The sequence below is a fragment of the Luteimonas sp. RIT-PG2_3 genome (genome assembly GCF_054902115.1).
In genome coordinates this window covers 76,953-95,589 of the sequence record NZ_JBUBPF010000009.1, presented here as the reverse complement: position 1 = coordinate 95,589, position 18,637 = coordinate 76,953, and the positions used below count along the sequence as shown (strand labels likewise).

At 66.9% G+C, this 18,637-nt stretch carries 17 protein-coding genes; 10 read left to right on the top strand and 7 right to left on the bottom strand.

Annotation, left to right across the window (positions count from 1 at the left end; translation table 11 throughout):
- Positions 1-6: 6 nt before the first annotated feature.
- Positions 7-1,134 (bottom strand): efflux RND transporter periplasmic adaptor subunit, encoded by a 1,128-nt coding sequence (locus tag ACYX7E_RS14220; protein WP_462081243.1) that lies wholly within the window; start codon positions 1,132-1,134, stop codon positions 7-9.
- Positions 1,135-1,572: 438 nt separating this feature from the next.
- Here ACYX7E_RS14220 and ACYX7E_RS14215 point away from each other — a divergent pair, with 438 nt between their 5' ends.
- Both ACYX7E_RS14215 and ACYX7E_RS14210 read left to right on the top strand, forming a co-directional pair.
- Positions 1,573-1,959, top strand: a complete 387-nt coding sequence (locus ACYX7E_RS14215) for a c-type cytochrome (protein WP_462081242.1) — start codon at positions 1,573-1,575, stop codon at positions 1,957-1,959.
- An 8-nt stretch (positions 1,960-1,967) separates the two neighbouring features.
- Positions 1,968-2,426 (top strand): c-type cytochrome, encoded by a 459-nt coding sequence (locus tag ACYX7E_RS14210; RefSeq protein ID WP_462081241.1) that lies wholly within the window; start codon positions 1,968-1,970, stop codon positions 2,424-2,426.
- Positions 2,427-2,540: 114 nt separating this feature from the next.
- Here the strand turns inward: ACYX7E_RS14210 and ACYX7E_RS14205 are convergent, their stop codons facing one another.
- Together ACYX7E_RS14205 and ACYX7E_RS14200 are read right to left on the bottom strand one after the other, a co-directional pair.
- On the bottom strand, positions 2,541-4,202 hold the full coding sequence (locus ACYX7E_RS14205) for a hypothetical protein (protein WP_462081240.1): 1,662 nt from the start codon (positions 4,200-4,202) through the stop codon (positions 2,541-2,543).
- Between the two features lie 27 nt (positions 4,203-4,229).
- Positions 4,230-4,823, bottom strand: a complete 594-nt coding sequence (locus ACYX7E_RS14200) for an NfuA family Fe-S biogenesis protein (protein WP_462081239.1) — start codon at positions 4,821-4,823, stop codon at positions 4,230-4,232.
- A gap of 128 nt (positions 4,824-4,951) precedes the next feature.
- Here ACYX7E_RS14200 and ACYX7E_RS14195 point away from each other — a divergent pair, with 128 nt between their 5' ends.
- Positions 4,952-5,293, top strand: coding sequence for a 4a-hydroxytetrahydrobiopterin dehydratase (locus ACYX7E_RS14195; protein WP_462081238.1), 342 nt, complete (start codon positions 4,952-4,954; stop codon positions 5,291-5,293).
- Positions 5,294-5,307: 14 nt separating this feature from the next.
- Positions 5,308-6,198, top strand: coding sequence for a DUF6624 domain-containing protein (locus tag ACYX7E_RS14190; protein WP_462081237.1), 891 nt, complete (start codon positions 5,308-5,310; stop codon positions 6,196-6,198).
- A 226-nt stretch (positions 6,199-6,424) separates the two neighbouring features.
- Here the strand turns inward: ACYX7E_RS14190 and ACYX7E_RS14185 are convergent, their stop codons facing one another.
- Positions 6,425-7,408 carry an RluA family pseudouridine synthase gene (locus ACYX7E_RS14185; RefSeq protein ID WP_462081236.1) on the bottom strand — a complete coding sequence of 328 codons (984 nt, stop codon included), beginning with the start codon at positions 7,406-7,408 and terminating at the stop codon, positions 6,425-6,427.
- A 421-nt stretch (positions 7,409-7,829) separates the two neighbouring features.
- Between ACYX7E_RS14185 and ACYX7E_RS14180 the strand changes: the two genes are divergently transcribed.
- On the top strand, positions 7,830-11,057 hold the full coding sequence (locus ACYX7E_RS14180) for an Rne/Rng family ribonuclease (RefSeq protein WP_462081235.1): 3,228 nt from the start codon (positions 7,830-7,832) through the stop codon (positions 11,055-11,057).
- A 34-nt stretch (positions 11,058-11,091) separates the two neighbouring features.
- Here the strand turns inward: ACYX7E_RS14180 and ACYX7E_RS14175 are convergent, their stop codons facing one another.
- Positions 11,092-11,739: a response regulator gene (locus tag ACYX7E_RS14175; protein ID WP_462081323.1), complete on the bottom strand. Its 648-nt coding sequence runs from the start codon at positions 11,737-11,739 to the stop codon at positions 11,092-11,094.
- A gap of 152 nt (positions 11,740-11,891) precedes the next feature.
- Between ACYX7E_RS14175 and ACYX7E_RS14170 the strand changes: the two genes are divergently transcribed.
- The gene (locus tag ACYX7E_RS14170; protein WP_462081234.1) at positions 11,892-12,824 is read left to right on the top strand and encodes a M28 family metallopeptidase; all 933 of its coding nucleotides are present in this window, start codon (positions 11,892-11,894) and stop codon (positions 12,822-12,824) included.
- A 186-nt stretch (positions 12,825-13,010) separates the two neighbouring features.
- On the opposite strand, the gene ACYX7E_RS14165 is transcribed toward ACYX7E_RS14170, so the two are convergent.
- A complete protein-coding gene (locus ACYX7E_RS14165) occupies positions 13,011-14,249 on the bottom strand; it encodes an MFS transporter (RefSeq protein WP_462081233.1) in 1,239 nt (412 codons plus the stop codon).
- A gap of 68 nt (positions 14,250-14,317) precedes the next feature.
- On the opposite strand from ACYX7E_RS14165, the gene ACYX7E_RS14160 reads away from it, so the two are divergent.
- Positions 14,318-14,752 carry a helix-turn-helix domain-containing protein gene (locus ACYX7E_RS14160; protein ID WP_462081232.1) on the top strand — a complete coding sequence of 145 codons (435 nt, stop codon included), beginning with the start codon at positions 14,318-14,320 and terminating at the stop codon, positions 14,750-14,752.
- A gap of 168 nt (positions 14,753-14,920) precedes the next feature.
- Positions 14,921-15,691 carry an abortive infection family protein gene (locus tag ACYX7E_RS14155; RefSeq protein WP_462081231.1) on the top strand — a complete coding sequence of 257 codons (771 nt, stop codon included), beginning with the start codon at positions 14,921-14,923 and terminating at the stop codon, positions 15,689-15,691.
- A gap of 369 nt (positions 15,692-16,060) precedes the next feature.
- Here ACYX7E_RS14155 and ACYX7E_RS14150 read toward each other — a convergent pair whose 3' ends face one another.
- Positions 16,061-17,434: an aminotransferase-like domain-containing protein gene (locus ACYX7E_RS14150; protein WP_462081230.1), complete on the bottom strand. Its 1,374-nt coding sequence runs from the start codon at positions 17,432-17,434 to the stop codon at positions 16,061-16,063.
- Between the two features lie 129 nt (positions 17,435-17,563).
- On the opposite strand from ACYX7E_RS14150, the gene ACYX7E_RS14145 reads away from it, so the two are divergent.
- Both ACYX7E_RS14145 and ACYX7E_RS14140 read left to right on the top strand, forming a co-directional pair.
- A complete protein-coding gene (locus ACYX7E_RS14145) occupies positions 17,564-18,004 on the top strand; it encodes a VOC family protein (RefSeq protein ID WP_462081229.1) in 441 nt (146 codons plus the stop codon).
- The gene (locus ACYX7E_RS14140; protein WP_462081228.1) at positions 18,001-18,630 is read left to right on the top strand and encodes a LysE family translocator; all 630 of its coding nucleotides are present in this window, start codon (positions 18,001-18,003) and stop codon (positions 18,628-18,630) included. The genes ACYX7E_RS14145 and ACYX7E_RS14140 overlap by 4 nt, the downstream gene beginning before the upstream one ends.
- Positions 18,631-18,637: the final 7 nt, after the last annotated feature.

The window sequence follows — 18,637 nt, the reverse complement described above, 5'->3', positions numbered from 1 at the left end:
ACGGACTCACTGCTTGTTGCCTTCGCCGGTCTTGGGGACGGCCTTGTCGGCGGTCGCGACCTGCGTGCCGATGACCTGCACGGTACTGCCTTCGCGCAGCGCCAGCTTGCCGGCAGTCACCACCTGCGCGCCTTCCTCCAGCCCTTCGCGGACTTCGACGAAGCTGCCGTCCACGTAGCCCAGCTTGACCGGCACGCGCACCGCCTTGCCGTCGCGCACTGCGTAGACCGCGGGCTCGTTGTCGTCATCGAGCAGCGCGTTGCGCGGCACCACCAGCGCATTCGCACGCTGGTCGTAATCGACCGAGATGCGCCCGAACATGCCCGGCTGCAGCACGCCGACCGCATCGAACGAGCAGATCACGCGGAACGTGCCGCTGCCCGAATCCACCACCGGTGCAATGCGGTCGACCACGCCTTCGAACTGCTGTCCCGGCAGCGCGTCGGCCTGCAGCTTCACCGGCAGTCCGGACTTCAGCGTCGCCAGCTCGCGCTCGGGCACGTTCAACGTGGCCTCCAGTCGCGAGTTGTCGACGATGCGGAAGATCGGCGTATTGATCTGCACGAAGTTGCCGGTCTTGATCGAGCGCGACGCAATGACGCCGGAGATCGGCGCGATCACATTGGTGTACGACAGTTCCAGGTTGGCCAGGCGATTGACCGCACGCATGTTCTCGACGTCGTAGCGCAACTGCTCGATATCGTTCTGGCTGATCAGTTGCTGGTTGGCCAGTTGCTGAGAGCGCGCGAAGTTGGCTTCGAGCTTGTGCAACTGGGCCGAACTCTGCGCCGCCTGCAGGCGCGCACGGTCGGGATCCAGCCGGACCAGCACCTGGCCAGCCTTGACCGCCTGGCCTTCCTCGACCAGCACCTGCAGCGCAACCCCGGAGGTCTTGGCGACCACCTGGGACTCGGCCAGCGGTTCCAGCGACGCAGTCCCCGAGTAGCTCGCGGCGATCGAGCGCCGCGACACCGGCTGGACCTCGACCGGGATCGCGTCCGGGGCCTTGTCCTCGGCCGCCTTGGCCAGGGCATCGCCTTCACCCTTGCAGGCCGACAACAGCAGCAGCGACGACAGCAGCAAGGCAGCCGGGATGGCGGCTCGCCTGCGGGACAAGAGCGAAAGCGTGGACATGGAATCAGAACCCCTACGGTGTTGTAGCAAGGTATATCACCGGGAAATCGGACCGCATCGGCCAGAGGTCATGGTGACTGGAGGCAAGGGGCGCACAGCGCTGGCACGTGGCGGCTGTGCGGACGGGTGGCGATGCCCGGGGCCGCCAGCGCTGCATCGGCAGGGCCATGGACAAGGACATCCAAGGATATGGATGCTTCGATGGGCGTTCCGGTTGCCGGATCAGGGAAGCCCACACGCGCCCACGGTGCCGGAGGTGCACATGATCGGTCTTCGTTGCCGTTTTACGGCATCGCATGCGTCCGCCAGCGGCCGCAACGTTAACAGCGCCGGACGCGCAAGCTATACTGTCCGGATTGCGCGCCGGTCCAAGGGTCGGCGCCAATCCGGATAGCCAAGCCAAGTCTCATTCAGCCACTCAGGATTGCGGAAACCAACATGACGCGACCGTTGTCGATCGCCGCCGGCGTTGCCCTCGCCCTGCTCGCCTTTGCCGCCCCGGCCCAGGAAGCGCCAGTCGCCACCCCGGCGCCAGCCGCAGCGGCCGCCCCCGCCACCCCGGCCGCGATTGTCGGCAATGCCGAAACCGGCAAGCAGCTGGCCTATACGTGCCAGGGTTGCCATGGCGTGGTGGGTTACAAGAACGTCTACCCGAGCTATCACGTGCCCTATATCGGCGGGCAGTCGGCCACTTATTTGTCCAGCGCGTTGCACCAGTACCGCAACGGCGCCCGCAAGCATCCGACGATGCATGCCCAGGCACAGAGTTTCTCCGACCAGGACATCGCCGATCTTGCGGCGTTTCTCTCGGGACTTAAGAAGTGAGCCGCGCCATGTCGATCCTTTCCGTTTCCAAGACCGCCGGACTGGCACTCCCGTTGCTGGCCGCCCTCGCCCTGTCCGCCTGTGGCGGTTCGGCGCCGGCTGAAGACGAAGGCCATGGCGCCGCCAGTGCCGAGCACGCGACGGCATCCTCGTCGGCCGGACTGCCGACCGGCCACATCGATGCCGGCGAGCAGATGGCCAACACCAAGGGCAAGGCCACTGGCCAGTCCTGCATCGACTGCCATGGTGCCGACGGCAACGTCCCGCTGGATGAAACCTATCCGCGCCTGGGCGGGCAGTACCGCGACTATCTCGCCCACGCCCTGCAGCAGTACCGCAGCGGCGAACGCGAGCATGCGCTGATGTCGCAGCAGGCGACCGAGCTCAGCGACCAGCAGATCGCCGACCTGGCGTCCTATTTCGCCTCGCGTCCGCGCCAGTTGCAGGACCTGCACGGCGCTTACTGATCAGGGCCTCGACATCGATCGAAGCAACGGGGCCGAAAGGCCCCGTTGTCGTTCAAGAGGCCGTGCATCAAGCGGACCGCCCCGCTCACTCTGGTCGTGCCGGCCATCGGGCACTCAGGGTTCCGAGTCCGGCTCCGGCTCGGGTTGCGCCAGGCTGCTCTGGTCTTCCTGAAGTTCGCGCTTGAACGGAATATCCGGCGGCTTGCGCGCGGTGGCCTCGATATCCTGCATGTTCGGATCGCTGATGCCGCAGCCTCCGCCCAGCATCAGCAGCGCCACCGTGCACTTGATGGACTTGCTGGTGCCCGGCAACGGAATCAGCACTTCCTTGATGCTGCGCCGTACCCACTCCTGCAGCAGCGTCTCGCTGGGCACCCAGAAGCGGTCGAACGCGCTGGGCTGGTAGTCCACCGGCGGCCGCTTGAGCCAGGTGCCCATGCGATCGATCTTCTCGTAATCCTCGGTGATCGTTCCCGGCGGCAAGCCACCGCCCGCCCGGCCCGTCCCGCTGGCCAGGCGTGGCGAGCCATCGGCATTGAACAGGCCCGCACTGCCGCCCGGCTGTCCACCCGGGCGCTGCCGGTTGGAATCGCCCCAGTCGTCGCTCTTGCGGGGGGCCGGCAGGCCGCCAGGCGTCGGTACGGCCCGTGTCCCGGTGCCGGCACTGGCCACCGGATTGCGCGAGGCGCCCCCGCTCGGCTGCGTACCGGTCGTGGCCGGCGACGTCGCCGCACTGGCACTCGGACGGGCCGGGCTGGGGCTCGCGGATGGCGACGCCGCGGGCGCGGCGGACGGCGTGGCCGCGGGCTGCCGGGCCGGCCGCAGCGCGATGTCGCGGGCCGCGGTCTCGCGGGTCTCGGTGCGCAGCGTCGGCGCGGCCACACTAGGCGGCGCGACCGGGCGCAACGCGACCTCCGGCAGCGGCGCCGGCACCTCGCGCTCGGCAGGCGCGACCTCGCGCGGGCGCAGGACCGGCACGTCGATCGGGCGTTGCGGCAAGGGCTGGCTGGGCTGACGCATCAGCGGAACATCGACGACGGTCAGTTCGGTATCCGGAGCCGGCGGCGCAGGCGTTGTCGGCCGTGGCGACGGCAGCGACAGCTCGGGGACCTGCAGTGTGAAGTCGCTGTCGGGCTCGGGGACCTCGGTCACCACCAGGGTCGGAGGCGGCACCGGAGGCGCGGGCGTCGGCTCCACCGTCGGGTCCTGCGGCAAGGTGGACGCGGCCGTCGGCGCGGCGGCCGCCGGAGGCTGACCTGCCGCCGCTTGGCTCGCGGCGTCCGCCGGTGACGGCACTGCGGGTGCCGCCGGGGCCGCGCCGCCAGCGTCCTGCGTGCCCTCGCCAATGAACTCGACCTGGATCACCTGTTCGCCACGACGCTCCAGCTCCGGGGTTCCGGTGAAGCGCGCGTACATCAGCCAGATCATCGCCACCAGCCACAGCACGTGGAACAGCAGCGAGGACGCCATCGCGAACAGCCTCGCGCCGCGGTCGTCGCGATCGTCGTCGTGCGGTCGCCAACCCTGGCGCCACAGACTGGCGAAGGCCTGCCATCGCGACAGCTGTGGCGACAACCCCGGGAACACTGGCGTGCGCGCAATGAATACATCGGTGAACGCTGCCGGCAAGGCCCCGGTGACCTTGCCGACACTGGCCGTCATCGCCTGGAACCAGGCCTGCCAAGCCGGCGGGAATTCACCGGCAGGCGGCAATGGCCGCAGCGAGCGCCGGGCACGACGCCGCAGGGCCTCGATCAGTTCGGAGGAGGAGAACATCGCGATGCGAGCGTCCCCTGTCGCGACTCAGGCTTGCGCGCGCGGCACGTAGGGCGCGTCGCCGGTGTCGTGGTCGGTGGCATCGCGCACCGCGATGACCCCCGGCACCTTCTCCATCAGCGTCTTTTCGATGCCCTGCTTCAGCGTCACGTCGGCCATGCCGCAGCCGTGGCAGCCGCCGCCGAAGCGCAGGATCACTACTCCGTCGCCGGTGACTTCCTGCACCGCGACATTGCCGCGATGCTGCGCCAGCTGCGGATTGATCTCGTGCTCGACGACCCAGCGCACGCGCTCGACCAGGGACGCCGACTCGGACGGTACCTCGCCCTTGATGCGCGGGGCACGGATCTGCAATTGGCCGCCGGTGGCCTGGGTGACGTAATCGATCTCGGCGCCATCGAGATAGGTCACGCTGGCCGCATCCAGCCACAGCGTGAAGCCTTCGCAATCGATCGCCCATTCATCACCCTGCAGCTCGGCCTGTTCGGCGAACTCCAGGCGCACGTCGGCCTTCGGCGTTCCCGGCTGGCTGGCCGACAGGCGCACGCCCAGTCCAGGCAGGGCTTCGCGCTCGATCAGCTTCCGGAAATGGGTCTGCGCGGATTCTGAGATATTGATCATCGGCGTATTCTAGCGGGCGATCGCGATCCCGCTCGCCACAGGCCGACCGGCGCATGAACGGCGGCGCGAACGTCTGTCCCGCTCCAACCGCCACACCGCTTCCCACGCAACGCACCAGGAGACCCCGCATGTCCGAACTCGCCGCCCTGACCCAGACCCATTGCATCCCCCGCAGCGGCAGCGGGCACAGGTTGCCGACATCGCGCGTCCATGCACTGCTTGCCGAGCTGCCGCACTGGGAACTGGTCGAGGACGGCCAGGCGATCCGCCGCACCTTCACGTTCAAGGACTATTACCGGACCATGGCCTTCGTCAACGCGCTGGCCCACATCGCCCACCGCGAAGACCACCATCCGGACCTGGGCGTGCACTACGACCGCGCGATCGTGCGGTTCTCGACCCATGATGTCGGTGGGCTCAGCGAGAACGACTTCATCTGCGCGGCCAAGGCCGAACAACTCGAGGCATGAAGCACCTGCGCGCCATGGCCTTGGTCCTGTGCGCGACGGCCCCGCTCACCGCCGCACCGCCGTCCTTCATGCAGGCCGTGTCCGCCCATGAAGCCGGCGCATTCGACCGCTGCGCCGACGTGATGCTGGCGGTGGAGTCGATTGCCGGCCCGATGCCCGTCAATGGCGAACTGCTGGCCGTGGAGTGCCTGGCCTCGGCCGGACGCCATGCCGACGCGCTGGCCTACCTGCGCCGGCAACTGCCCGCAGGCCGCATCGCGATCGAGGACCTGCGCAGCAAGTCGCGCCCCGGCCTGGACGCGTTGCGGCAGCGGGCGGAATGGCCCCTGCTGCTGGCACATGCCGAGCAGCTCGCAGCCGACCAGGCCTCCGGCCAGGACGCCGCGCTCCGCGAACAACTGCTACAGCGGGCCGGCCGCGACCAGCAACTCCGGCAGGCCGTCCTCGGCGCTGCCGGCAGCGAGGTCGATCCCGCACGCTGGCGCGAGCTGCAGGCACTGGACGCTGACAACGCGGCCTGGCTCAGGCAGGTGCTCGACGAACATGGGTGGCCGGCCAGCCCGCTGGTCGGCCATGACGGCGCCAAGGCCGCCTGGCTGCTGGTCCAGCACGCCGACGGCGACTTGGCCCTGCAGCGCAGGGCATTGGACATGATGCAACCGGCGTTCGAACGCGGGCAGGTCGACCGCGGCGACGTCGCCCTGCTGACCGATCGCGTCCTGCTCGCCGAAGGCAAGCCGCAACGCTACGGCAGCCAGTTCCAGACCGGCGACGACGGCGTCATGCGCCTGCGCCCGGTGGAAGACCTGGCCGGGCTCGAGGCTCGACGGGCCGCGGCCGGCCTGCCGTCGATGGCCGACTATCGCAGGATGTTGACCGAAATCTACGGACAGCCAGTCGAATAGACCCGGCGAATAGACCCGGGCATGCCCAATGCACTGCCGGCTCAGGCCAGGCAGCCCGAGGCTGTCAGTCCGAACCGATCCACTTAGAACCTGTTCAAAGTCTGTCGCGAGCGCAGTCAGGTGGCGCGCGGCGGAGCGCAGAAAGCGCAGTGTACGTGCAGGTACATGAGCAACCGAGCACCGCACGCGCGCCAGATGGCAAGCGCAGTAAGGCTTTGAACAGTTCTCAGGCCAGGCGATCCAGCACGCCGACCAGGTCGTCTGACAGCGGCGCGGTCAGCACGTACGGGGCCGCGCCATCGTCCAGCGCGAATTCCAGCGAGGCCGCGTGCAGGAACAACCGCTTCAGGCCGACCTGCTCGCGCAGCCGCTTGTTGACGGCCTGATCGCCGTATTTGTCGTCTGCCGCCACCGGATGCCCGATGTGCTGGGCGTGCACGCGGATCTGGTGGGTACGGCCGGTCTCGATGCGGACTTCGCAATACGACTGCCCGCCCCGCCGCTCCAGCACCTTGAAGTGGCTCAGCGAGGCCTTGCCGGGTACGCCGTGCGAGGACGTGACCACCTGGACATGGCGCTCCCCGCCCTGGCGCAGGCCGACGTGCAGCGGCGCATCGACGCTCATGAGCCCGTCCGGCATGCGTCCGGCCAGCAGTGCCAGGTAGCGCTTGCGCAGCCCGGCGCCGTGATCCTCGCGCATCAGCGCCTGCAACTGGGTCAGCGCCGAGCGCTTCTTGGCGATCACCATCAGCCCCGAGGTATCCCGGTCCAAGCGGTGCACCAGTTCCAGTGGCTGTCCCGGGCGCAGCGCCCGCAGGGTCTCGATGACCCCGAAGCTGATGCCGCTGCCGCCATGGCTGGCGACGCCGCTGGGCTTGTTGATCGCAAGCAAGCGGGCGTCCTCGAAGACGATGCTGGCCGCCATCGCGTCGAGCAGGCCACGTGCCGGAATCGGCATCTCGCCAGGCTCAGCCAGCCGAACCGGCGGGATGCGGACCTCGTCGCCGGCCTCCAGGCGGGTATCGGCCTTGGCCCGGCCCTTGTTGACCCGAACCTGGCCGCTGCGGACGATCTTGTAGACCAACGACTTCGGCGCCCCCTTCAGTTGCCCGAGCAGGAAGTTGTCGAGGCGCTGTCCTGCGCGATCGGCGGGCACCCGGACGGTGCGGACACCGCCCTGGGGGCTTGAATGGGGGGGATGGTCAGTCATGCAAAGCTTTTCTGATACACTCAGGCCGCGAGATAAAGTGCTGATTTCACAGGAAGAACCCGGACCGAAAGTCCGCCTTCCCAAGATTCCCGGCCAGTGCGCAACCACCGCCCCAGGGGTGGCCATGTTAGCGGCTGTACGGCAGGACCGGATATCGCCCTCTGCGAAGGCAGTGGTTGCTGAACATGTCCCGTGCGGCGCACGAGCCCGGCCCAAGGCCGGAATCGCGCAGCCGCCGGCCCGCAACAGCTTTACATGAAACAAGCGCTCCCGCGGCTCGCCGTGGTGTTGTAGCGCTGGAAACCCGGGTCGCCGCTGCGCATGCGCGGCCGGCGACAAGCAAGTATCCAGGCGAAACGCCCCGGCGTTCCGTGTGCCTGCTCCTTTGCAGGATCAAGCGCACATCAGGAACACCACCACAATGAAACGCATGCTGATCAATGCGACGCAGGCAGAAGAACTGCGCGTCGCCATCGTCGATGGCCAGAGCCTTTACGACATCGATATCGAGCAACCCGCTCAGGAACAGAAGAAGTCCAACATCTACAAGGGCCGGATCACCCGGATCGAGCCCTCGCTGGAAGCCGCCTTCGTCGAGTACGGCGCGGCCCGCCACGGCTTCCTGCCGCTGAAGGAAATCTCGCGCGACTATTTCCAGTCCGGCGCCGACCACCACAAGGGCTCGATCAAGGAACTCCTGCGCGAAGGCCAGGAAGTCGTGGTCCAGGTCGACAAGGAAGAGCGCGGCAACAAGGGCGCAGCCCTGACCACGTTCATCTCGCTGGCCGGCCGCTACATGGTGCTGATGCCCAACTCGCCGACCGCCGGCGGCGTCTCGCGCCGGATCGAGGGTGAGGACCGCGCCGAGCTCAAGCGTGCGATGGACGCACTGGCGATCCCCGACGACATGGGCGTGATCATCCGCACCGCCGGCGTCGGCCGCGACGCCGAAGAGCTGCAGTGGGATCTGGATTACCTGCTGAGCATCTGGAAGGCGATCGCCGAGGCCGCGCTGACCAAGCCGTCGCCGTTCCTGATCTATCAGGAATCGCGCCTGATCACCCGGGCCCTGCGCGACTACATGCGCGCCGACATCGGCGAGATCCTGGTCGACACCCCGGAGATGTACGCCGAGGCCCGCGACTTCGTCGAGCAGGTCATGCCGCACAACCTGCGCAAGCTCAAGCACTACACCGACGACGTGCCGCTGTTCAACCGTTACCAGATCGAGTCGCAGATCGAGAGCGCCTACGAGCGCACCGTGCGCCTGCCGTCCGGCGGCGCCCTGGTCATCGACCAGACCGAAGCGCTGACCGCGATCGACGTCAACTCGGCGCGCGCCACCAAGGGCGGCGACATCGAGGAGACCGCGTTCAACACCAACCTGGAAGCGGCCGAGGAAGTGGCCCGCCAGATGCGCCTGCGCGACCTCGGCGGCCTGGTGGTGATCGACTTCATCGACATGTCGTCCAACAAGCACCAGCGCGACGTCGAGAACAAGCTGCAGAACGCGCTCAAGTACGACCGCGCCCGCGTGCAGCTGGGCCGGATCTCCAAGTTCGGCCTGCTGGAGATGTCGCGCCAGCGCCTGCGCGCCAGCCTCGGCGAGTCCAGCCAGATCGTCTGCCCGCGCTGCGAAGGCCACGGCCGCATGCGCAGCATCGAGTCGCTGTCGCTGTCGATCATCCGCGTCGCCGAAGAGCATGCGATGAAGGACAACACCGGACAGGTGCTGGTGCAGGCCCCGGTCGACATCGCCAACTACCTGCTCAACGAGAAGCGCGGCGCCCTGGCCGAGATCGAGAAGCGCCACTCCGCGCCAATCGTCATCGTCGCCGACGAGCAACTGCACACCCCGCACTACGAAGTCACGCGCCTGCGCGAGAACGAGCTGGGCGAGGAAACCACGCGTCCGAGCTACCAGCGTGGCACGCCGCGCAAGACCGCGACGATCTCGCTGACCAAGGCCAACCTCAACGTGCCCACCGCGGTGGTCACCAACGTGCGTCCGAGCCAGCCTGCACCGGTGCGCGAGCCGCGCCCCGAGCCCACCCCGGAACCGGTGGCGGTCGTCGCCCCGGTGGTCGTGGCCGCGCCGGTCGCGGTCGCTGCCAGCGGCGGCCTGGTCGGCTGGCTCAAGCGCCTGGTCGGCGGTGGTCCGGCTGCACCCGCAGCGGCCCCGTCCACCACGTCGTCCGATGGCCGCCAGCGCCAGGGTCGCGAAGGCAGCCGTGAAGGCCGCGAACAACGCGAAGGCCGCAACGGCCAGCGCCGCGACCAGCGCGGCAAGTCGGGTCGTGATCCGCAGCAGCGTCGCGACGAGAGCTCGAATCCGGGTGGACCGTCGTCGCAGCGCGATCGCCAGCAGCCCAGGCCGGCGCAACCGCAGCAGCAGCCGAAGCAGGCGCCCAAGCCTGCCCAGCAGCCGCAGCAGTCGCAGCCCCAGCCGCAGCAGCCCAGGAAGCAGCGTCCGCCGCGTCCCGCGCGTGACGCTGCCGCCACCTCTGGCGTTGCCGGCGCCTCGCTGGAGGAGCAGAACCTGCAGACCAGCGCAGTCGACATCGACACGACAGCGGCCCCGATCGCCGCAGTGACCGCACCGGTCGCGGCAGCCGTCGCACCGGCATCGGTGTCCGCCACGCTGGTCGACCAGGACGCGCTCGACGTCGTCGCGGACACCCGCGCCGATGCCGACAGCGATACCGATGCCGCCGATGACGGCAGCAACACCGGCGACAGCAACGGCCGTCGCCGTCGCGGTCGTCGCGGTGGCCGCCGCCGCCGTCGTGGTGGCGATGCCGCCAATGCCGCCGATGCCGCCGATGGCGAGGACAACGGCAACGACCTGCTCGGCGAAGAGGTCGACGCGTCGATCGATCGTTCGCAGCCCGAGTTCGACTTCGACGACATCGCCGCTCCGGCAGCGACGCCCGAGAAGGCCGTCCATACCCCGGCAACGCCTGCAGCCGTGACGGTCGCCACCGTCGCCGTGGCTTCGGTGACCAGCGAAGCGGCGACGGCAACGGCTGACGCCAACGCCTCGCCTGCCGATGCTGCCGCGAGTGCCGCGTCGGCAACGCCTGTCGCCACGGCCGATGCCGTCGTCGTCGATGCGGTCGTGACCGAAGTTGCTGTGAGCGAGCCTGCCGTGACCGACACTGCCGTCGTCGAAGCGCAGGCTCCGGTGCACGTCAGCACTGAGGCCGCACAGGCACCGGTCTCCACGGCCGCCGTGACCGAGGCTGCGGCCACGCAGGCTCCGGCCCGCGACGTGGTCGCTGCAGATATCGCCGCGCCCGCTGCCGTCGAAGCCACCGCCACGGTGACCGAGGCCGCGCCTGCTACCGACGAAACGCCGGCCGACGTCGCGGTCGCCGGGATTGCCGCGACCACCGTCGAAGCCGAACCCGTGCGCCAGGCCCCACCTGCGACGGCCGGCCTGTTCGACAGCGTGCCGGCAACAGAGCCGAGCGTGGCTGCACCGAGCGCGGCCGTTTCCAGTGTGTCTGCGATCGAAGCGGTCAGCGTCGACGCCGATGCCCTGCTCGCCTCCAACGAGGCGGAAGGCCAGAAGGCCGAAGCGGATGGCACGGAAGACGGCGCGACTGACGCCGCCGTCACGGAAGATCAGGCCTCGCGCAGCGCCTGATCGACACGGTGGCACCCGACCACCGGCGCACGCCTCAGACGGCGTGCGCCGGATCGGTCAGCCCGTACTGACTGGCCATGCGTGCCAGTGAAATGTTGTCCTGGATCTGCAGCTTCTCGAACAGCCGAGACTTGTGCGTGTTGACGGTCTTCGGACTCAGGCTCAGACGCCGGGCGATCTCTTCCTGGCGCAGGCCCTGCAGCAACAGCATCGCGACTTCGGTCTCGCGCGCGGTCAATCCGTCGAACGGATTGTCCTCCCCGGCAATTCCGGACAAGGCGAGATTCTGCGCAATGCTGATCGCGAGATAACGCTTGCCGCGCGCCACGTCGCGCACCGCCCGCAGCAGCTCGGCGGAATCGCCGGCCTTGCCGACATAACCCGAAGCCCCCGCTTCCAGCAGGCGACGCGGCATCGGCCCGTCTTCCAGCACCGACACCACGACCACGCGCGTGCCGTGCTTGCCCTTGATCACGCGTTCGGTGACCTCCAGCCCACTGATGCCCGGCAGGTGCAGGTCGCACAACACCACGTCAGGCTTGAGCGCCCGGATCCGCGGCAGTGCGTCTTCGCCGCTGTTGGCTTCGCCGATCACTTCGATATCGGTTTCGCCGGACAGGACCATTCGCATGCCCGCCCTTACCAGTGCGTGGTCGTCCACGATAAATACCCGAATGGTCATTCCTGCATCCCCCTTCTGGTACCCCTGAAAATGCAGGCTATCGCCAGCGAAGTGCTGAGGCAAGCGTTCGGCCACGATGGACATGGCGCTTTCCGTGCCTGGATCACACTTGCTTCGGGCACACTATCGCAACGCCCCAAGCGAGAATTCCGATGCCACCTGTCCACCACCTTGCCCTGACCGCCTCTCTGATGATGCTCTCGTTCTCCGCGTGCGCGCAGGAGGCCGCCACGCCGCAGCGCAACGCCGCGACGACGCCCGCCGCCAACACCGCGTCTCTCGCGTCGGGCTCGACCGCAGCGACCTGGCTGGACAGAGTCAGCGCCATCGGCAACGCCGCTGGCAACACCGCGCGTCGCGATGCCATCGAGAAGATCCTGCAGGACCAGTCGCTGGTCGCAACCCGCAGCGCCCTCTCGCATGACGCCCTGCAGGGCATCAATCTTCTGGCACCGGTCTCCGGCGACGACAACGCGCCGCTGTTGTTGCTGGGTGCGCATTACGATCGTGTCGACGAAGGCAACGGCATCACCGACAACGCCTCCGGCGTCGGTGTCGCCCTCGAACTCGCGCAGCGATTCAAGGCCCGTCCTCTGCAGCACCATCGCGTCGCGGTCGCGCTGTGGGATCTCGAGGAAAAAGGCCTGCTGGGTGCCCACGCCTATGTCGAGCAGGGCGGCGAAAAGCCTGCGCTCTACGTCAACTTCGACGTCTTCGGCTGGGGCGACACCTTGTGGATGATGTCGCCGGACGTGCAGGCGCGCATCGTCGGCGATAGCGAAGCCGCCACCCGCGAAGCAGGCATCCGCCTGTCGGCAGGCACTCAGTACCCGCCGACCGATCACCTCGCATTCCTGAAAGCAAACTGGCCCGCCGTGTCGTACTCGCTGGTCGACCACGCCGAGATCGCCGACATCCTGCTGGTGTTCTCTGGCAAGACGCCGGCCAACACACCCAAGGTCATGCGCGTGATCCACAGCGCCGACGACACCATCGCCGAGGTGGATGCCAACGCCGTGGCCAAGGGTATCGATGCGGTCGAGGCCGCCTTGCGGCGCTGGGACGCGGGCGCGAAGCTGCACTGAGGCAGGTGTAACCAGGGATTGAAGCGAGCCCAAAGAACAAGCGCCCTGATGGGCGCTTTTTTTTTCCGAGGACCAGCAGGAGCTGGAAAAAAAAACAGCAGATCAACCCCTGTCCGCGACGCATCCTCCTGCGATTTCGACTACTTGCTCCGTCGATCGAAGGCGCCGGCCACATCGCGCAGAGGTTCAAGGGGAATCGCCGTCGGAATGACGGCAGGCAAACACAATGCCGATCGCGACCAGCATCATTCCGCCCGCGGCGAGAAAGGTCAGCTGCATCCCGGCCGCGATCGCAGAAGCATCGGCGTGACTGACGTCCGACACCCCGACGCTCTTGGCGAAGACCGCACCCATGACCGACGCGCCGGCAATCAGGCCGATGTTGCGCGACAGGCTGAGCAAGCCGGAGACCGTGCCACGTCGCTCTCTCGCGATGTTTGCGAGCACGGCCGTGTTGTTGGCAGCCTGGAATAATTGATACCCCGGCGTCAGCACGATGATCGCAAGCACATAGCCGGCCACGCCGATCATGACGGGCAGCAGCGCCAACAGGAACGCGCCTGCGACCAGCAAGGCGAGGCCGATCGCGAGCACACGGTCGACGCCCCAGGCATCGACCCAGCGTCCGGACGGGACGCCACTGAAGATGGAAACCACAGGGCCGACGGCCATGACGAAACCGACCTGCGTCGCCGTCAGGCCAAGCGCGACACCGAGATAGAAGGGACCGACCACCAGCGTCGTCATCATGACGGCCGCGACCAGCAGGTTGACGAGAAGATGCGGGGCAAGCCTGCGGTCGATCATCAACCGCGGGCGCGTCGATGCCACCCGCCCCTGGGCCGTCTCCTCCGGCAGCATCGAGACGGTCAGGACCAGGGCCAGCAGCGCCAACGGCACCTGGACCCAGAAGATGCCGCGCCACCCTGCCCCTGCGATCAGCAGCCCGCCGAGCGCGGGGCCAAGCGCCGTCCCCAAGGCCGATACCGTACCGAGTACCCCCATCGCCCGCCCGACGTGGGCCTCGCCTGCGGCCTGGCGCATCAGTGCCATCGCCAGCGTCATCAGGAAGGCCGCACCGATGCCCTGCAGCGCCCGCGCGGCGATCAGCCACTCCAAGTCTGGTGCCAGGGCGCACAGCAGCGAGGCCGCGGCGAACACCCCCAGGCCGGCCACCAGCATGGGCTTCAGCCCGCGACGGTCGCCGAGCTTGCCGGCGATCACCACCGAGGCCGTCAGCGCCGCCAGATAGGCGACGACGACCGCCTGCACCTGCGCGAACGGCGCCGAGAATGCCTCGGACAGCGTTGGCAGTGCGATATTGGCAATGCTGGTGCCCAGCGAGGCCAACAGCATCGACAGGGCCAGCGTCGCCGTCACGCCCGTCCGCATGGGATCAGATTTGGATGATGTTGCCTGCTGCACCGTGCGACCTCTTGCGGCGATGTCCGCCAGAGCGCAGGCTGCCACTTCAAGTCGACTTGAAGTCAAGCATGGAATTCCTGGATATCGGAGAAGTCGCAGCGCAGAGCGGGGTCAGGCCCTCGGCGTTGCGCTATTACGAGGATGCGGGATTGATCGCGTCGGCGGGCCGCCACGGCCTGCGACGGCAGTTTCCCGCCAGTGTGCTGTTGCAGCTCAAGCTGATCGCGATGGGCAAGGCCGCGGGTTTCTCGCTCGAAGAGATTGGACGCATGTTCGGTGGCAACGGGCTCGCGGATCTGCCCCGCGACAGGATTCGCACGAAGGCCGACGAGATCGATCGCCACATCCGTGAGCTGATGGCACTGCGCGACACGCTCCGCCACGTCGCCGATTGCCCGGCCCCCTCCCATCTGGCGTGCCCGACGTTCCAGCGACTGGTAGGCGTGGCGGGCAAGCGCGGTGGAAGGCAGAGCCGGACGGGGAACGCCAGGTCGCGGAGATAGCGGATCCGGGGACAGGCCACTGACCAGAATCGGACATTGAAGCCCTTTCCACCAATGCCCTGCGATGGCAGTCGGGCAACAGGTCGAGGCGACTGACGCGCCTCCTTTCAACAGACATCAGGGGAAGCATAGGGAGGACAATGCGCGATCCAGTCCACAGGCCTTGCCATGCCCCATCCCGCCCCGCTGCCGCCACTGTCGAAGCCAACCCTGTTCGCACTGATCGAAGCGCTGGAGGTCTGCCTGGATGCAGCGGACTGGGCCAAGCTCGGCATCGAACTTGAATTGCCGCAGCTCGGCGATCCCGAAATGCGCCTTCAACAGGCCCTGCGCTTCGGCGATGACGACTACGGCTACCAGGTCGCCCAGTTCGCCACCTTCATGGACAGCGAGAAGCCGAACGAGCTACGCGCGCTTGCCGCTCGACCGGAACTGAAGGCATGGCTGGAAGAGCATGCATCCGACGCGGCCCGGGAGTTGGGAGTGGACTTGGCCCATGTGCCGGCGCCTCACAAACTTCCGACTGCGGCCGAAGCCGTCGATGGTGCGCTCAAGGACGCCATCGACCTGCTGCATACGCATGGCACGGCGAGCGCACTGGATCGCGTTCACTCCGCACTCCAGGACTACCTCCTCGATGCCTGTGCGCGGGCTAATCTGGCTGTGCCGCCGAACGCATCCATTGATCTGCTGTTCAAAACGCTCAGGAGCGGCCATGACAGGATCACCACCCGGGATCATCAAGCCGCCCGAGTAGCGGGTGTGCTCGGATCGCTTGCGAGTGCCGTGACGGCACTCGACGACTTGCGAAGCGATGCATCGGCAGCACATCCGGGTCCTGCGAACCTGGGGAAGGCTGAAGCGATGCTCATGATCAACATGGTGCGCGCGCTCTTTGACTACCTTGAGACCCAACGGGGCCAGCTCCACGGCAGCTGATGTCAGGCCATCGTCGAGAGCGATCTGGCGAAGACAACGCCATCAAGAGAATGACGCGGGGACTCACTCCCGGGAGATCATCATGAAAATCATCCAGCAATCATGAATTAAAAAAAACGCCAATTGCGCCCATTGCTGATGGGGTGATGAAGTCACTCCAGTATTCCCAGAAGCCTTTCGCATTCGCGTTGCGGCAACTGTAGGCAGCACGAAGATGAGCACAACATCTACGCTATCGCACTCTAAGACCACCTTTTCACAAGGCGCTCGATGACCGCGGCCCAGGGAAGGCGAGGCAGCCGTGATTACCAACTCCGACCAGGGCCGAACGTTCCCGGGTGTTCAGATGCGCCGATCCGCCGCTCTAGGTCATCGCGGGCGGCGACGACCGTCAGCGACATATTGCTCATTCTTCAATAGTCCTGAGAACGCGCTTATGGCCTTGGTCAATTCGTCGAACGAGGGCCCGCCGAGACATAGGCGAATGCCGGCCGCCTGATCCTCGCTTTCCACCATCAGCGATGCAGGGGGCGTGACTCTGATTCCGATCGTGGCGGCCGCGGCGACGAGACCATCGGCGACATCTCGCGGCGCAGGCAGCCAGGCGTGGCACGCTGCCGGATCGGTGATGAGACCGGCCGCACCGAGCAGCGAGGCGGCCAGACGCGACCTGCGCGCAGTTTCATGGCCGAGATCCTTTTGAACCGATGCGATAACGCCACTCGCCAGCCACGCCTCCACCAACGCACAGGAAAGGGGCGCCGGCTGCATCGGCATGTCCCGCACGATGTCCTCCGCCATACCCATCATGCCAGGCGGGAGCGCCAACACCCCGATCCGCAGTCCTGGCCCGAGCGACTTAGACAATCCATTGACGTGCAGGGTAATGTCCGGCGCCAAAGCCGCCAGCGGCGGCGCGCCAAACGCGGCGAAGGCATAAACGCCGTCTTCGATGATCCGGGCACCGGCACGGCGGCAGATATCGACGATCGACTGTCGTCGCGCCGTTCCCATGGTCGCGGTGGACGGGTTGTGCAGCGTCGGCGTGAGATAGACCGCCTTGCTGGCAGCACGCTCACCGGCTAGCGCGATCGCGAGTGCTTCCGGGATCATACCTTCCGCGTCGATTTCCACGCCGCGCATCCGGTGGCCTCTGCGCCGGGCGATTGCAATCGCCCCGGGGTAGGTTATCCGTTCGGTCAGGATGCTCCCTTGGCGATCACAGGCAAGATCGAACGCCAGTGCGATAGCCTGACGGGCATTGCCTGTCAGAACCAGGCACGACGGATCGGCCGGTATGCCTAGTGTTTCGAGCCACCGTGCCAGTAGACGGCGATGTTCAAGATGCCCGGCAGGCGGCGCGTAGAGATTGAGCTGATCTGCATCGATCCTCCTGGCGATCCCTGCCAGCGTGCGTGCCAGGAGGCGTTCGGTGAGCATGGCGGGTGGCGTGTTGGACGACATGTCAATCTGCCGCTCTTCATGGGCCTGATGGATCGTCACAAAGGTTCCTCGCCCCTTGACGCTCCGCGTCAGGCCACGCCTCTCAACGATGCCATAGGCTTTGGTGACGGTGCCGAGACCGATGCCAAGTTTCCATGCGAGATCGCGATGGGCTGGCAGACGATCTCCGCCTTTCAATCGCCCTTCGATGATGTCATCCGCAAGGGCCAGGACCAGCCGGTCAGTGGTGCTGGCCTTGATGTCGGCAAGGCGTGGCACCCATGGGGATTGCAAACGCATCGCAGGATCCTAAAAAGTGTCACATGACACTATTTAAATAGCACACAAGTGTGCCATCCAATAGGATGACCGAACTCATCAGGTTATTGTGCAAGCGCACGTCCACCGCGACGCGCGCATGGAGGTCAAATGTTCAGCCATGTCACTGTCGGAACTCTGGATCTTGAGCGCGCGGGCCGCTTCTACGACGCGCTGCTCCTCCCGATCGGGTTGCGGCAACGCGTCGTCACGCCCGATGACGGCCCCCTGGCACTGTGCTGGGTGTCCGGAGACGCGCCACTCCCGCGCTTCTACGTATACAGCCCGCACGACGGGCTACCGGCAACGGCTGGCAACGGCAGCATGACCGCTTTCCTCGCGCCCGCGGCCGAGGCAGTACAAGCGTCATGGGCCTCGGGGCTGGCGAACGGCGGCACGGATGAGGGCGCTCCGGGCGAGCGCCCGCACTATGGCGAGGGCTATTTTGGCGCCTATCTGCGCGATCCCGACGGAAACAAGATCCACATTGTCTATCGCGGCGACCTTGATCCAGGCGAGGAGCGGCGGCTGCTTCTGGAGAACGGTCGATGATCGCCAGCCAGATAGCACTCGTCTATGCCACCTATCTCCTCGCGACGGCCAGTCCGGGGCCTAGCAACATCGCGATCATGACAACGGCGATGCGCGACGGTCGCGGTCCCGCCCTCGCACTGGCAGCCGGCGTCATCACGGGATCGCTCTTCTGGGCGATCCTGGCCGCAACGGGCATTTCCGCAGTGCTGACGGCTTATGCGGATGCGCTCTTCGTCATCAAGATTCTGGGCGGCGTCTATTTGCTCTACCTGGCGTTTCGTGCGGGCCGATCGGCCATGCGTGAGACGTCCGATAGGATGACGACACAGGCGAGCGCGCTGCCTCCTCGCTATCGCCGGCTCTATCGCCAAGGCATTCTCATGCACATCGGCAATCCGAAGGCGGTACTCGCATGGATCGCGATCATGTCGCTGGGCCTTCGGAACGATACGCCCTCCGGCGTGCTGCCGACCATCATCGGCGGCTGCGCCCTGCTGGGCTTTCTCGTCTTCGGTGGCTACGCGGTGCTGTTCTCGACCGCGCCGATGATCGCCCTTTACGGACGACTGCGGCGCTGGATCGAGAGCGGCCTGTGCGCCTTGTTCGCCGTGGCGGGCCTGAAGCTGCTCGCGTCCGGAAGGTGACAACTGC